The 13704-nt window shown below is 63.4% G+C and carries 14 protein-coding genes; 7 read left to right on the top strand and 7 right to left on the bottom strand.

The genetic code is table 11. From position 1 onward, the window contains the following. Positions 1 to 5 precede the first annotated feature (5 nt). The 6 genes from D2T30_RS15315 to iscR form a co-directional block, all read right to left on the bottom strand. Positions 6 to 593: a YIP1 family protein gene (locus tag D2T30_RS15315; protein WP_128209593.1), complete on the bottom strand. Its 588-nt coding sequence runs from the start codon at positions 591 to 593 to the stop codon at positions 6 to 8. Between the two features lie 123 nt (positions 594 to 716). Next, positions 717 to 2000 (bottom strand): SufB/SufD family protein, encoded by a 1284-nt coding sequence (locus D2T30_RS15310; protein ID WP_128209592.1) that lies wholly within the window; start codon positions 1998 to 2000, stop codon positions 717 to 719. Then, complete coding sequence (gene sufC / locus D2T30_RS15305; protein ID WP_128209591.1) at positions 2000 to 2770, bottom strand: Fe-S cluster assembly ATPase SufC; 771 nt, start codon at positions 2768 to 2770, stop codon at positions 2000 to 2002. The genes D2T30_RS15310 and sufC overlap by 1 nt, the downstream gene beginning before the upstream one ends. 86 nt (positions 2771 to 2856) lie before the next feature. After that, positions 2857 to 4359 (bottom strand): Fe-S cluster assembly protein SufB, encoded by a 1503-nt coding sequence (gene sufB, locus D2T30_RS15300; protein ID WP_380728845.1) that lies wholly within the window; start codon positions 4357 to 4359, stop codon positions 2857 to 2859. Between the two features lie 18 nt (positions 4360 to 4377). Continuing rightward, positions 4378 to 5451: a cysteine desulfurase family protein gene (locus D2T30_RS15295; RefSeq protein ID WP_128209590.1), complete on the bottom strand. Its 1074-nt coding sequence runs from the start codon at positions 5449 to 5451 to the stop codon at positions 4378 to 4380. Positions 5452 to 5487: 36 nt separating this feature from the next. Next, positions 5488 to 5946 carry a Fe-S cluster assembly transcriptional regulator IscR gene (iscR, locus tag D2T30_RS15290; protein WP_128185716.1) on the bottom strand — a complete coding sequence of 153 codons (459 nt, stop codon included), beginning with the start codon at positions 5944 to 5946 and terminating at the stop codon, positions 5488 to 5490. A 242-nt stretch (positions 5947 to 6188) separates the two neighbouring features. Here iscR and D2T30_RS15285 point away from each other — a divergent pair, with 242 nt between their 5' ends. The 7 genes from D2T30_RS15285 (at position 6189) to typA (ending at position 12676) form a co-directional block, all read left to right on the top strand. Further along, positions 6189 to 6848 carry an alpha/beta hydrolase gene (locus tag D2T30_RS15285; RefSeq protein WP_128185718.1) on the top strand — a complete coding sequence of 220 codons (660 nt, stop codon included), beginning with the start codon at positions 6189 to 6191 and terminating at the stop codon, positions 6846 to 6848. Next, entirely contained in the window at positions 6849 to 7511 is a 663-nt protein-coding gene (locus tag D2T30_RS15280) for an HD domain-containing protein (protein ID WP_241651304.1), read from the top strand. It abuts the gene before it with no gap. Positions 7512 to 7590: 79 nt separating this feature from the next. Then, positions 7591 to 8805: an NADP-dependent isocitrate dehydrogenase gene (locus D2T30_RS15275; RefSeq protein ID WP_128185722.1), complete on the top strand. Its 1215-nt coding sequence runs from the start codon at positions 7591 to 7593 to the stop codon at positions 8803 to 8805. Positions 8806 to 9122: 317 nt separating this feature from the next. Next, positions 9123 to 9752, top strand: a complete 630-nt coding sequence (locus D2T30_RS15270; RefSeq protein WP_241651303.1) for a YitT family protein — start codon at positions 9123 to 9125, stop codon at positions 9750 to 9752. A gap of 62 nt (positions 9753 to 9814) precedes the next feature. Further along, a complete protein-coding gene (locus D2T30_RS15265) occupies positions 9815 to 10429 on the top strand; it encodes a YitT family protein (protein ID WP_128209588.1) in 615 nt (204 codons plus the stop codon). Positions 10430 to 10447: 18 nt separating this feature from the next. Beyond that, a complete protein-coding gene (locus D2T30_RS15260) occupies positions 10448 to 10780 on the top strand; it encodes a DMT family transporter (RefSeq protein WP_128209587.1) in 333 nt (110 codons plus the stop codon). Positions 10781 to 10852: 72 nt separating this feature from the next. Beyond that, positions 10853 to 12676 (top strand): translational GTPase TypA, encoded by a 1824-nt coding sequence (gene typA, locus D2T30_RS15255; protein WP_128185728.1) that lies wholly within the window; start codon positions 10853 to 10855, stop codon positions 12674 to 12676. 91 nt (positions 12677 to 12767) lie between these two features. On the opposite strand, the gene D2T30_RS15250 is transcribed toward typA, so the two are convergent. Then, a complete protein-coding gene (locus D2T30_RS15250; protein ID WP_128209586.1) occupies positions 12768 to 13661 on the bottom strand; it encodes a serine hydrolase domain-containing protein in 894 nt (297 codons plus the stop codon). Between the last annotated feature and the right edge of the window lie 43 nt (positions 13662 to 13704).

Raw genomic sequence — 13704 nt, 5'->3', positions numbered from 1 at the left:
CTTTCTCACATGTTCTGCGGCACCGGCACGAAGCCGAGCGAGACCAGCAAGGTTCCCGCCAGCATCCCGCTGCCGATGAAGATGAGGATCACCGCGACGCCGACCTTCACAATATTGGTGAAGCCGTTGAGCGCGGCGGTGAAATGGATCAGCAGCCAGAACAGCAGCACGATCAGCGCCATGGATCCGACGAAGGACAGGATCGGAATCAGCAGCATCACGAATATCTGCAGCGTCTGACCGATGAGCAGCAGCGCCTCGATCCACGCGACAAGGATCAGCGCGTCGGGAAAGGTCCCTCGTCCGCCCATCATCCGGCCAAAGAAGCTCATCGCCCAGGCTCCGTAGAGCACGAGCCCGAATTGCAGCGCCGCCATGGCCATCGGGGCGACGTTCGGCCCCGCCTCGGTCCCCCGCGCGGCGGCGAAGACGATTTCCGCCGCGGTGCCAAGCGCCGCCGACAGCGTGACCACCGCGCCGACCGCCAGCCAGCGCACCGACATCGGCAGGTTCAGCGCCATCAGCATCCGCGCGGCCTCTTGCGGATAACGCAACGACGTCAGCACGAATGCGCGGAAATCGGCCATATTCATCGAAAACCTCGTATTCTGCGACCCGCAGCCCGGCGCCCAGATCGGAATGACGACAAGGAACACCACCGGCCGGGCAAGCGCAACCCGCCTTCGCCCGCGATGCCCCTTGCAGTGGAGCGCAGATCAGTCCCGATGCCGCGCCAGCCAGGATTCGAGCCGCGAGACGATCTCGTCCTTCAGGCCCTCATCCTCGATTTCCTCGATCGCATCGGCGAGGAAGGACAGGACCAGAAGCGCCCTCGCCTCCTCGACCGGAACCCCGCGAGACCGCAAATAGAACAGCGCCGTTTCGTCGATCGCGCCGGTGGTCGAGCCATGCGAACATTTCACGTCATCGGCGTAGATCTCCAGCTCCGGCTTGCCGAGGAACTGGCAGTCGTCGTCCATCAGCAGCGACTGGCTGATCTGGTAGCCGTCTGTCTTCTGCGCACCGGGTTTCACAAGGATCTTGCCCTGGAAAATGCCCTGCGCGCCGTGCTTCAGCACCTTCTTGAACACCTGCCGGCTTTCGCCGCGCAGCGCGTCATGGGTGATGAATACGGTGTCGTCGTGATGGAAGGCATCCTTCGCCCCGTCGCCAAGCGCCGCCCCGGCGACATGCGCCACCGCATCGTCGCCGATCAGCGACAGCACGCATTCGTTGCGGGTCAGCACGCCGTTGACGGTGAGGGTGAAGCTCTTGAACAACGCCTCCGCCCCGATCCGCGCGAAGATATGGGTGATCGCGCGGGGGTCATGGTCGCGCCCCTGCGCCCGGACATGGTGGAAGCGCGCGCCATCGGCAACATCGACCTCCATCACCCCGTTGAACCGCGCGCCCGCCGGCCCGTTTTCCAGAAGCGTCAGCTCCGCCCCCGGTTCGAGCCTGATGCAATGATGCAGGATCGGGTCGGAACGATCTGATTTATGGATGTAAATCACGTTGACGGGTTTCGAGGGTTTGCCCGTCACCCGGATCAGCACCCCATCCGTCGCGGCAACCGTGTTCAGCGTCGCGAAAGGACGCTTCACCGGCACCTGCCCCGCGGCTTCCAGCGTGCCATAGAAGCCGCTGGCCCAGTTGACATCGGGCGCATCGGCCAGCCGTGCGATCTCGATCCCCTCCAGCGCCAGATCGTCCGAAGCCGCGGCATCGAAAACCCCGTCGACAAAGACGATCTTCAGCCGGTCCAGCGTGCCGAAGATCGGCGCCTCATCCTCGGCCAGCGCCTTGGCCGGTTTCGGCTCGGTCGCGGCGAAATCCGTCGGATTGGTCCAGCGCCAGTATTCGTCACGCCGCCCCGGCAGGCCCATCGCCGTCAGCCGCTCCAGCGCGTCGCGCCGGGCCCGCGCTGCGAACCCGCCCGCCGGAACCAGCAGCGTCCCCAGCCTCGCATCCAGCGCCGAGGCCTTTTCGACAATCGTCATCACGCGACCTCCGCGATTCCATGCTTCTTCAGAAGGTCGGCATAGCCGTTCTTCTCGACCACCAGCGCAAGCTCCGGCCCGCCGCTTTCAAGGATCCGGCCATCGGCCATGATATGCACCACATCCGGTTTGATATGATCCAGAAGCCGCTGATAGTGCGTGATGACGAGGAAAGAGCGGTTCGCGTCGCGCAGCGCGTTCACGCCATCCGACACCAGCCGCATCGCATCGACGTCAAGACCCGAATCCGTCTCGTCCAGAATGCACATCCGCGGTTCGAGGATCGCCATCTGCAGGATTTCGTTGCGCTTCTTTTCCCCGCCGGAGAAGCCGACATTGACCGGCCGCTTCAGCATGTCCGCGTCGATCTTCAGCGCCTTGGCCTTGGCGCGCACGACCTTAAGGAAATCACCGGCCGAGAGTTCTTCCTGCCCACGCGCCTTGCGCTGCGCGTTCAGCGCCGTGCGCAGAAAGGTCATGTTGCCGACGCCCGGAATTTCCACCGGATACTGGAAGGCCAGAAACAGCCCGGCCGCCGCGCGTTCCTCGGGCTCCATGTCGAGCAGGTCGTGACCGTCCAGAACGGCCGAACCCTCGGTCACCTCATAGCCGTCGCGCCCGGACAGCACATAGGACAGCGTCGATTTGCCGGAGCCGTTCGGCCCCATGATCGCATGCACCTCGCCCGAGCCGATGGTCAGGTCGACCCCTTTCAGGATCGCCTTGTCTTCTTCTTCAAGTTTGACGTGCATGTTTTTGATTTCAAGCATATTTCGGTCCTTTCGGATCGCGGCGGCATGGCGCGCGGGAATGTCTGGAAACGGCCCCGGCGCGGCTGCGCCGGGATCGGAAAAGCTCAGCCGACCGAGCCTTCAAGCGAAATGGCGACGAGGCTCTGCGCCTCCATGGCGAATTCCATCGGCAGCGCCTGCAGGACCTCGCGGCAGAAGCCGTTGACGACCAGCGCCACCGCCTCTTCCTCGTCCATCCCGCGGGTGCGGCAATAGAACAGCTGGTCGTCATCGACCTTCGAGGTCGTCGCCTCGTGCTCGACGCGGCTCGAATTGTTCTTCACCTCGATATAGGGCACGGTATGCGCCCCGCATTTGTCGCCGATCAGCAGGCTGTCGCATTGCGTATAGTTGCGGCTGTCGGTGGCCTTCGGGTGGATCGACACCAGCCCGCGATAGGTATTCTGCGCCCTGCCCGCCGAAATCCCTTTGGAAACAATGCGCGAGCGGGTGTTCTTGCCAAGATGGACCATCTTGGTGCCGGTATCCGCCTGCTGCATGTTGTTGGCGATGGCGATCGAGTAGAACTCGCCCTGGCTGTCGTTTCCGCGCAGCAGGCAGGACGGGTATTTCCAGGTGATGGCCGAGCCGGTTTCCACCTGCGTCCACATCACCTTCGCCCGGTCGCCCCGGCAATCGGCGCGCTTGGTGACGAAGTTGTAGATGCCGCCCTTGCCGTCCTCGTCGCCGGGGAACCAGTTTTGCACGGTCGAATACTTCACCTCGGAATCTTCCTCGATGACGATTTCCACCACCGCCGCGTGCAGCTGCGCGGTGTCGCGCTTCGGCGCGGTGCAGCCTTCGAGATAGCTGACATAGGCGCCCTTGTCGGCGATGATCAGCGTGCGCTCGAATTGCCCGGTGTTTTCCGCATTGATCCGGAAATAGGTCGACAGCTCCATCGGGCATTTCACCCCCGGCGGGATGTAGACAAAGGACCCGTCCGAAAAGACCGCCGAATTCAGCGTCGCGTAGAAATTGTCCGACTGCGGCACGACCGAGCCGAGGTATTTCTTCACCAGCTCCGGATGTTCGCGGATCGCTTCCGAGATCGAGCAGAAGATCACCCCCGCCTCGGCCAGCTTTTCGCGGAAGGTGGTGCCGACGGAAACGGAATCGAACACCGCATCCACCGCCACCTGACGTTCGCCCTCGGGCGCCGTGACGCCGGCCAGCAGCGCCTGTTCCTTCAGCGGAATGCCCAGCTTTTCATAGGTCGCCAGCAGCTTCGGGTCGACCTCGTCGAGCGAGGTGGGCCGCGTCTCCATGCTCTTCGGCCGGGCGTAGTAGTAGATGTCCTGAAAGTCGATCTTCGGAATGTCCAGCAGCGCCCAGGTCGGCGGGGTCATGGTGATCCAGCGCCGGTAGGCCTTCAGCCGCCAGTCGAGCATCCATTCCGGTTCGTCGTTCTTGGCCGAGATCAGGCGCACGATGTCTTCGGAAAGCCCCTTCGGGGCATAGTCCATCTCGATCTCGGTCTCCCACCCGTATTTGTAGGAGCCCATGTTCTGGACGGTTTCGATCGTTTCCCGATCCACGCCTTCGCGGACTTCGATTTGCTGTTCCAATGCCATCGCTCCTTGCGGTCAGCGCCGCATGCGGTGTTTCCGATGCGCCGCGACGAATGTGTCGGCGAAGCGCAAGATATCTTCTCTGCTCACCCCGGGCCCGATCGACACCCGCAAGGCGCAGGCGGCATCCTCCCCGGACCAGCCCATCGCGCCGAGCACATGGCTCGCGCGGACCTTGCCCGAGGAACAGGCGGATCCCGCGGAAACCGCGAAACCCAGAAGATCGAGCCGCATCACCTGCGTTTCGCCCTTCCATCCGGGGCTGATCACCGAAAGCGTGTTGGGGAGGATCTGCGGTGGCGCCGCGTTCCCTGCCTGACCTTCCGGTAACTCCCACCCCGGAAAATAGAGCTTCTCGCCGCAATCTTCCAGTGCCGATTTTAGAATGTCTCTAATTTCCGCCACCTCATCCCAGACGCCATTGGCCAGATCGCGGGCCGCGGCCTCGGCGGCGGCGGCGAAACCGGCGATGCCGATGAGGTTTTCAGTTCCGGCGCGGCGGCCCATCTCCTGCCCGCCGCCTTTCAGTCGCGATGCAAGATCGGTGCCCCGGCGCAGGATCAGCGCGCCGATTCCCTTAGGACCGCCCAGTTTGTGCGCCGAAACGATCCCCGCCGTCGCGCCAAGCCAGTTGAAGGCCACGGGGATCTTGCCGAAGGCCTGCGTCAGATCGCTGGCCCACAGCCCTTCGGGCAGATCCTGAATCACTCCGGTTTCGGAATTCGCCAGTTGCAGCGTCGCCTGCGCCGGATCGGCGACTGTCACCCGCCCATAGCCATCGACGGGCAGCAACGGATCGCACCAGGCCTTCACCGCGTCATGTTCCACCTCGGCACAGACGATGCCCCGGCCTTCCAGCGCCAGTGCCGCCGCCTCGGTCGCGCCGGAGGTGAAGACGATATCCTGACCATCCGCCCCGATCGCCGTGGCGATCTGCGCCCGCGCCCGTTCCATCAGGCTCTTGGCCGCGCGCCCCTCGCTGTGGACCGAGGACGGATTGCCCACCAGATCCATCGCCGCGATCATCGCCGCGCGCGCCTCGGCCCGGATCGGCGCCGTCGCATTCCAGTCGAGATAAAGTCTTTGCATCGTCACCCCCGCATGGCCCGCGGGATAGCGCAAAGCCTATTCGTCCACCACGGAAAACAGGGATGGCACCGCCGGACAGGGCTTCAGCGCATTCTTCACGACATCTTCCAGCGTCGTCTGATGCAGGAAGACGAAGACCTGCGCCGACAGGCTTTCCCACAGCCGGTTGGTCAGCGACTGCGCCCGGCTGCCCGAAATCCCGCCCGACGCCCCTGCGCCCACATGCAGCGCCGACACAGTTTCATCGACCGCCTCGAAAATGTCCGAGATCTTGATCTCCCGCGGTTCCTTCGCCAGCCGGTAGCCGCCCCCCGGACCGCGCACCGAGGCGACAAGCCCCGCCCGCCGCAGCCGCACGAAAAGCTGTTCCAGATAGGGCAGCGAAATGTCCTGCCGCTTCGAGATTTCGGAAAGCGAGGTCATCTGACCTGCCCCGACGGTCGCCAGATCGACCAGCGCGACCATCGCATAGCGGCCCTTCGTCGACAGCTTCATTCCGTCCTCCCCCGTGCAGGGACGCACCCTGATGTGAATACCCGCCTGCGCGGCATGCAGGCAGAGGGAAATCCCCGCCGATGCCCCGTCCAAGCATTGACGCCGCGCGCTTCGGCCCTTAACTCCAGAACCATCCGAACCCCGGCATCGTGCCGGGGCCGTTTCGTCCTAGGGTGCAATTCCCGATGCGTCAAGGCGCACGGGGGCGCATCCGGGCAGACGCGTTGAGCAGGCGAGAACATATGCCCGAAGTCATATTCCCCGGTCCCGAAGGTCGCCTCGAGGGCCGCTATCATCCCCAACCCATTCCCGACGCGCCCATCGCCATCATCCTCCATCCAGATCCGAAATTCGGCGGGACGATGAACAACCGCGTCGTCTACAATCTGCACTACGCCTTCCACAAGATGGGCTTCACAGTGCTGCGGTTCAACTTCCGCGGTGTCGGCCGGTCGCAGGGCGAATATGATGAAGGCATCGGCGAGCTGTCGGACGCGGCGTCGGCGCTCGACTATCTGCAGGCGATGAACCCGAATTCCAAGCATTGCTGGGTCGCGGGCTTTTCCTTCGGCGCCTGGATCGGCATGCAGTTGCTGATGCGCCGGCCGGAAATCACCGGCTTCATCTCGGTCGCGCCGCCGGCGAACATGTATGATTTCAGCTTCCTCGCGCCCTGCCCTTCGTCGGGCCTGATCATCAACGGCACCGCCGACCGTGTGGCGCCGCCGAAGGATACCCAGTCGCTGGTTTCCAAGCTGCGCGAGCAGAAGGGTATCACCATCACCCATGAGGAGATCGAGGGCGCCGACCACTTCTTCAAGGACGATGAGGCGCATATGAAGCCGATGATCGACCATGTGCAGACCTATGTCCGCCGCCGCCTGACCGAGGGGACGCGCTAGGTGCCGCAGGATCGGCCCGCGGATCATCCGTCGGTGGATCGCCTCGACCGGCAGCTGGGCTTCCTTGTGGAGGTCGAAAAGCTGAAATCGGTCTATCGCGCGACGCCGCTGGCCGATCTGTCCCGGCCGGAAAATTCGGCCGAGCACAGCTGGACGCTGGCGCTTTACGCGCTGGTGCTGTCGGATCAGGCGGTGCCGGGGGTGGATGTCAACCGCGCGATCCGGATGTTGCTGCTGCACGACATCGTGGAAATCGACGTGGGCGACGTGCCGATCCATTCGCAGAACGGCACGGCGCATGACTCGGCCGCGACGCAGGCCGCCGAGGCCGCCGCGGCCGATCGCATTTTCAGCCTTCTTCCCAGGGATCTGGCCGAGGATCTTCACGCGACATGGCGAGAGTTCGAGGCGAACGAGACCCCCACCGCCCAATATGCGAAATCCCTAGACCGGGTGCAGCCGGTGCTGCTGAACCATGCGGGTGGCGGCGGATCGTGGATCGACTACAATGTGACGCTCGCGCAGCTGGACGAACGTGTCGGCGCCAAGGTGGCGCGCGGTCTTCCGGGGGTCTGGGCGCGCGTCCGCGCGGCCGTCCTGCCGTGGTTTCAGGCGCACGGGCGGGCATCCGCGCAGGCCGCGGAAAAGTCGAAGACGATTTAGTATACCAAGGCATACAGCACTAGTCAGGCCCGCGCCGATGGGCTAAGACGCCAACAGAGTCACCATAGCGGAGGGACACATGTCGAAGATCAAGGTAGCCAACCCCGTCGTCGAACTCGACGGCGACGAGATGACCCGGATCATCTGGGATTTCATCAAGAAGAAGCTGATCCTGCCCTATCTCGACGTCGATCTGAAATATTACGATCTGGGCATCGAACATCGCGACGCGACGAACGACCAGGTCACCATCGATGCCGCCAATGCGATCAAGCAATATGGCGTCGGCGTGAAATGCGCGACCATCACCCCCGACGAGGCCCGCGTCGAGGAATTCGGCCTGAAGAAGATGTGGAAGTCGCCCAACGGCACGATCCGCAACATCCTCGGCGGCGTGATCTTCCGCGAACCGATCATCTGCAAGAACGTGCCGCGCCTCGTTCCGCACTGGACCCGCCCGATCGTCGTCGGCCGTCACGCCTTCGGCGACCAGTACAAGGCCACCGACTTCCGCTTCCCCGGCAAGGGGAAGATCACGATGAAATTCGTCGGCGAAGACGGCACCGTGCAGGAATACGACGTGTTCGACGCGCCGGCCGCCGGCGTGGCGATGGGGATGTATAACCTCGACGACTCGATCCGCGATTTCGCCCGCGCCTCGCTGAACTACGGCCTGCTGCGCAAATGGCCGGTCTATCTGTCGACCAAGAACACCATCCTCAAGGCCTATGACGGCCGCTTCAAGGACATCTTCGCCGAGGTCTATGCCGCGGAATTCGAAGACCAGTTCAAGAAGCTCGGCATCACCTATGAGCACCGCCTGATCGATGACATGGTGGCTTCGTCGCTGAAATGGTCGGGCGGCTACGTCTGGGCGTGCAAGAACTACGACGGCGACGTGCAGTCGGATACCGTGGCGCAGGGCTTCGGCTCGCTGGGTCTGATGACCTCGGTGCTGATGACGCCCGATGGCAAGACGGTCGAGGCCGAGGCCGCCCACGGCACCGTGACCCGCCACTACCGCGAACACCAGAAGGGCAAGGAGACCTCGACCAACTCGATCGCGTCGATCTTCGCCTGGACCGGCGGCCTGAAGCATCGCGCCAAGCTGGACGACAACGCGGCGCTGCTGAAATTCGCCGAAACGCTGGAACGGGTCACCGTGCAGGCGGTCGAGGATGGCTACATGACCAAGGACCTCGCCCTGCTCGTCGGTCCGGACCAGAAGTGGCTGACCACGATGGGCTACCTCGAAAAGGTCGACGAATACCTGAACAAGGCCCTCGTGGGCTGATCCGAACGAAATCGCTTGAAGGGCCGGCCGCGCGCCGGCCCTTTTCGTTGCTGGGGGGGGCGCTGCCCCCGTCTCTTTCAGAGACTCCCCCGGGATATTTATGGAAAGATGATGGGAGACAGGTGTCTTTTGGGATGACCGGAAGGTCGAAAGACCATTCCTCGCCTTCATTCTTCCATAAATATCCCGGGGGTGAATTTGCCGCAGGCAAAGAGGGGGCGGCGCCCCCTGCGCCGCTGCCACAGGCGGGATGCCCTTTCTCTTTCCCCGCATCGCCGCTAGAGAGGAATCGGCGGAGTGACGTAACGGAGAGCATCATGCAAAGTATGGCAACCGATGGCACCGGAACGGATCACATCCATCACCACACGCCGCTGGAAGATGCGCAGGGGCTGCTTTTCGGCGGGGCGATGGCCGCCTTCGGGATCGCGATGCTGACCCATATGGGGTTCATCACCGGACAGATCGCCGGGCTTGCGGTGCTCATCTCCTATGTTTCCGGCTGGCAGTTCGGGCCGGTGTTCTTCGTGCTGAACCTGCCCTTCTACTGGTTCGGATACAAACGGATGGGACTGGCCTTCGTCCTCAAGACCTTCATTTCCGTCGCGCTTCTGTCGGGCCTGTCGATGGTGCTGCCGCATTTCGTGCAGTTCGGCCGGATCGACCCGCTCGTCGGCGCGGTCTTTTACGGCTTCATCTCCGGCGCGGCATTGCTGGCACTATTCCGCCATGGGGCGAGCCTTGGCGGCGTGGGCATCATGGGGCTGTATCTGCAGGACCGGACCGGCTTCAAGGCCGGCTGGACGCAGATGATCTTCGATGCCTGCGTCTTCGGCCTCGCCTTCGCATTGCTGCCCTGGCAGCCGGTCGTCTGGTCGGCGGTCGGGGCGCTGGTGCTGAACCTCGTGATCGCCTTCAACCACCGCAAGGACCGCTACATCTCATGACGCATGGCTGCCATGCGATAGATACAATGGACCTGCCCCTGCCACAGGGTCATTACTAGGTCATGGATGCTGACCTTAAGCCCGGAAAACACTACACCCGTTTCGAGGATGCGCAGGGGATCCTGATCGCCTCGGTGCAATCGGCTCTGGGGTTGCATCTACTGCGCGCGGCGGGGCTGATCACCGGCGGCACGGCGGGAATGTCGCTGATCATTTCCTATGTGACGGGATGGAGCTTCGGGCTCGTCTTCTTCGTCATCAACCTGCCTTTTTACGGTTTCGCCTGGCGCGCCCGGGGCATGGTGTTCTGCATCAAGAGCCTGCTGTCCGTCACGCTCGTCTCGCTGATGGCCGAGGCGCTGAAGCCCCTGATGCATGTCGACCAGATCCAGCCCGCGGCGGCGGCGGTGCTGTTCGGGGTGTCGACCGGGGTTGGCCTGCTGGGCCTCTTCCGGCATTCCGGAAGCCTTGGCGGCGTGTCGATCATCGCGCTGATCCTGCAAGACAAATTCGGCTTCAGGGCGGGCTGGACACAGACCATCCACGACCTCGTGCTGTTCGCCGTCGCGCTGTGGCTGATGCCGTTCGACAAGGTGATCTGGTCGCTTCTGGGGGCGGTGATCCTGAACCTCGTCATCGCTTTCAATCATCGTCGGGACTGGTATATCGTCACCTGAGCCTCTTGCGGTGCCCGGATGCATGCCTATCTCTACCTCCTGATCGCCGTCGCCTTCGAGACCTTCGGTTCCAGTTGCCTGCAGGCCAGCCGCCAGTTCACCCGGCTCTGGCCGACGCTTGGCGTGATCTTCGGCTTCGCGGGGGCCTTCTGGTTCTTCGCGCTGGTGCTGAAGACCCTGCCCCTTGGCGTGACCTATGCGCTCTGGTCCGGGATCGGAATGGTGCTGATCGCGGGATCCGGCTGGCTGCTCTTCGGGCAGAAGCTCGACGCCGCCGCCATGGCGGGGATCGGGCTCATTATCGCCGGAATCGTCGTCATCAACCTGTTTTCATCGACGGCGCGGCACTAAAGGGCGGTTCGGACTGGCGCCGGGCCGGGAATTCGACTAAGGCCTCGGCCAAACCCAGTAACAGGCTGACACATGGACATTCGCAATATTGCGATCATCGCACACGTTGACCACGGCAAGACGACGCTGGTCGACAAGCTTCTGAGCCAATCGGGCGCCTTCCGCGAAAACCAGGCGGTGGCGGAACGCGCGATGGACAGCAACGACATCGAACGCGAACGCGGCATCACCATTCTGGCGAAATGCACCTCGGTCGAATGGAAGGGCACGCGGATCAACATCGTCGACACTCCCGGCCACGCCGATTTCGGCGGCGAGGTGGAACGCATCCTGTCGATGGTGGACGGCGTCTGCCTGCTGGTCGACGCGGCCGAAGGCCCGATGCCGCAGACGAAATTCGTCACCTCCAAGGCGCTGGCGCTCGGGCTGAAGCCGATCGTCGTGCTGAACAAGGTCGACAAGCCCGCCGCCGAACCCGAGCGCACGCTGAACGAGGTCTTCGACCTGTTCGCCAACCTCGGCGCGACGGACGAACAGCTCGATTTCCCCTATGTCTATGCCTCGGGCATCGGCGGTTGGGCGGATGAAAGCCTCGACGGCCCGCGCAAGGATCTGTCGGCGCTGTTCGACCTGATCGTGCGCCATGTCGAGGCGCCGAAGCAGATCGCCCGCGCGGGCGAACCCTTCCAGATGCTGGCGACGACGCTTGGCGCCGATCCCTTCCTTGGCCGTCTGCTGACCGGGCGGGTCGAGGCGGGCAAGCTGAAGGTCGGCGACACGCTCAAGGCGCTGAGCCGCGACGGCGAGCGGCTCGAACAGTTCCGCGCGACCAAGATCCTCGCCTTCCGCGGGCTGGGCCAGCAGCCGATCGACGAGGCCGAGGCGGGCGACATCGTCACCATCGCCGGCATGTCCAAGGCGACCGTGGCCGACACGCTCTGCGCGCCCGAGGTGGACACCGCCCTTCCGGCGCAGCCGATCGACCCGCCGACCATCTCCGTCACCTTCGGCATCAACGATTCGCCGCTCGCCGGCCGTGACGGCACCAAGGTGCAGTCGCGCGTCATCCGCGAGCGCCTGATGAAGGAAGCCGAGATCAACGTCGCCATCCGCGTCGAGGATACCCCCGGCGGCGAGGCCTTCGTCGTCTCGGGCCGTGGCGAATTGCAGATGGGCGTGCTGATCGAGAACATGCGCCGCGAAGGGTTCGAACTGTCGATCTCCCGCCCGCGCGTGATCTTCCGCGAAGAGAACGGCGAACGGCTGGAACCCGTCGAGGAAGTCATCATCGACGTGGACGACGAATATTCCGGCGTCGTGATCGAAAAGCTGACCGGCAACCGCAAGGGCGATCTGGTCGAGATGAAGCCCGCCGGCGTCGGCAAGACCCGCATCGTCGCGCATGTCCCCTCGCGCGGGCTGATCGGCTATCAGGGCGAGTTCATGACCGACACGCGCGGCAACGGCGTGCTCAACCGGATCTTCCATTCCTGGGCCCCTTACAAGGGCACGATCACCGGCCGTCGTCAGGGCGTGCTGGTGTCGATGGAGAACGGCGTTTCCGTCGCCTACGGCCTCTGGGGGCTCGAGGATCGCGGCAAGCTGTTCATCGGCGCGCAGGAACAGGTCTATGTCGGCATGATCATCGGCGAGCATTCGCGTGAGAACGACCTTGAGGTCAACCCGATCCGCGGCAAGAAGCTGACCAACGTCCGCGCCTCGGGCACGGACGAGGCCGTGCGCCTGACGCCGCCGGTGCGGATGTCGCTCGAAGCGGCGATCGCCTATATCAACGACGACGAGCTGGTCGAGGTCACGCCCAAGATCGTGCGCCTGCGCAAGCGCTACCTCGATCCGAACGAACGCAAACGCGCCGCCCGCGCCTCTGCGGACTGAACGGCCTGAAAGGAAAAAGCCCCGCATCGGATGCGGGGCTTTTTCTTTGGGCAAGCCATGTCGCGGGATCACAGATTCCGGAATTTTCCGGTCATTCGCCTGCCACGCATCCACGGGCGGCAAATTCGGCTGCTCCTTCATCGTCTCCATCCGTGAAACAGGCGACTGTGACCGGCTCGCTCAGGTCGGGAAAGTGGTAGACCGCATTCACGCAAAAGGGCCCGCCGCCAGAATGCCCGATTGCCCTGCCGAGATTGCCGAAGGCACCGCTCATCAGACCCAGAGCATAACCGCATTCCGTCCACGGCCTGCCTTCGATCGCACGTCCCAGAGGATGACGGGACATCATCCGGCCCAGCATCTCATCGTTCAGCAGCCGTCCGGAGAAAAGCCCGTGAAGGATCCTCGCCGCATCATGGGCGGTTCCGATCAGGCAACCGTGACCGACCCATCCCGGATCATATGATTTTGCAGCCTCCCAGAAGACCTGAGAGAACTCTTCTCTGGTGGTCGCAAGGCGAACACTTTGCAGTCCAAGCTCATCACCGACAAACCGACGGAAGAGGACTGAAAATGATGTTTGCGCCACATCCTCGATAAGGTCGCGGGCGAGCATGTATCCGATGTTCGAATAGAACCAGCCCGTCCCGGGCGCGAACAGCATGCCCTGTCTCATCGCGGCGTGGATAAGTCGGTGTCGTGGCCACGGCTTTTCATCATCCGCAACCGATTGCCGATATTCCGGAAGGGTGCGGTAATCAGGCAATCCGGAAGTATGGTTCAGCAATTGGACCAGTGTGAATCCGTGTCCCGGCAGAGCCACGTTCAGGTCGATCTTGCCCTGCTCCGCAAGTTTCAGGGCGCAGATCGCAATTACGGTCTTCGTAAAGCTCCAGTAGGGAAAAACCGGCGCGCCATGGTCCAGCGCGTCTCCGGGGCCATGGCTGGTCAGGCGGCAGGAAAATATGCGTCCACGATGCCTCATGGCGACCGCATAGCACGTTTTGGCGGCCAGCTCGGGGCCAAGT

The organism is Paenirhodobacter populi (assembly GCF_004022215.1).
Classification (GTDB): domain Bacteria; phylum Pseudomonadota; class Alphaproteobacteria; order Rhodobacterales; family Rhodobacteraceae; genus Rhodobacter; species Rhodobacter populi.
The sequence above is the reverse complement of the archived record's forward strand: the minus strand, read 5'-3'. Positions and strand labels throughout refer to the sequence as shown.

Bases quoted from the DNA above. Each gene is read 5' to 3' on its own strand.
- D2T30_RS15310 (WP_128209592.1), bottom strand. From the start codon at position 2,000: ATGACGATTGTCGAAAAGGCCTCGGCGCTGGATGCGAGGCTGGGGACG.
- D2T30_RS15275 (WP_128185722.1), top strand. From the start codon at position 7,591: ATGTCGAAGATCAAGGTAGCCAACCCCGTCGTCGAACTCGACGGCGAC.
- D2T30_RS15315 (WP_128209593.1), bottom strand. From the start codon at position 593: ATGAATATGGCCGATTTCCGCGCATTCGTGCTGACGTCGTTGCGTTAT.
- D2T30_RS15250 (WP_128209586.1), bottom strand. From the start codon at position 13,661: ATGAGGCATCGTGGACGCATATTTTCCTGCCGCCTGACCAGCCATGGC.
- D2T30_RS15265 (WP_128209588.1), top strand. From the start codon at position 9,815: ATGGATGCTGACCTTAAGCCCGGAAAACACTACACCCGTTTCGAGGAT.
- D2T30_RS15295 (WP_128209590.1), bottom strand. From the start codon at position 5,451: ATGCAAAGACTTTATCTCGACTGGAATGCGACGGCGCCGATCCGGGCC.
- D2T30_RS15260 (WP_128209587.1), top strand. From the start codon at position 10,448: ATGCATGCCTATCTCTACCTCCTGATCGCCGTCGCCTTCGAGACCTTC.
- sufC (WP_128209591.1), bottom strand. From the start codon at position 2,770: ATGCTTGAAATCAAAAACATGCACGTCAAACTTGAAGAAGAAGACAAG.
- D2T30_RS15270 (WP_241651303.1), top strand. From the start codon at position 9,123: ATGCAAAGTATGGCAACCGATGGCACCGGAACGGATCACATCCATCAC.
- typA (WP_128185728.1), top strand. From the start codon at position 10,853: ATGGACATTCGCAATATTGCGATCATCGCACACGTTGACCACGGCAAG.
- iscR (WP_128185716.1), bottom strand. From the start codon at position 5,946: ATGAAGCTGTCGACGAAGGGCCGCTATGCGATGGTCGCGCTGGTCGAT.
- D2T30_RS15285 (WP_128185718.1), top strand. From the start codon at position 6,189: ATGCCCGAAGTCATATTCCCCGGTCCCGAAGGTCGCCTCGAGGGCCGC.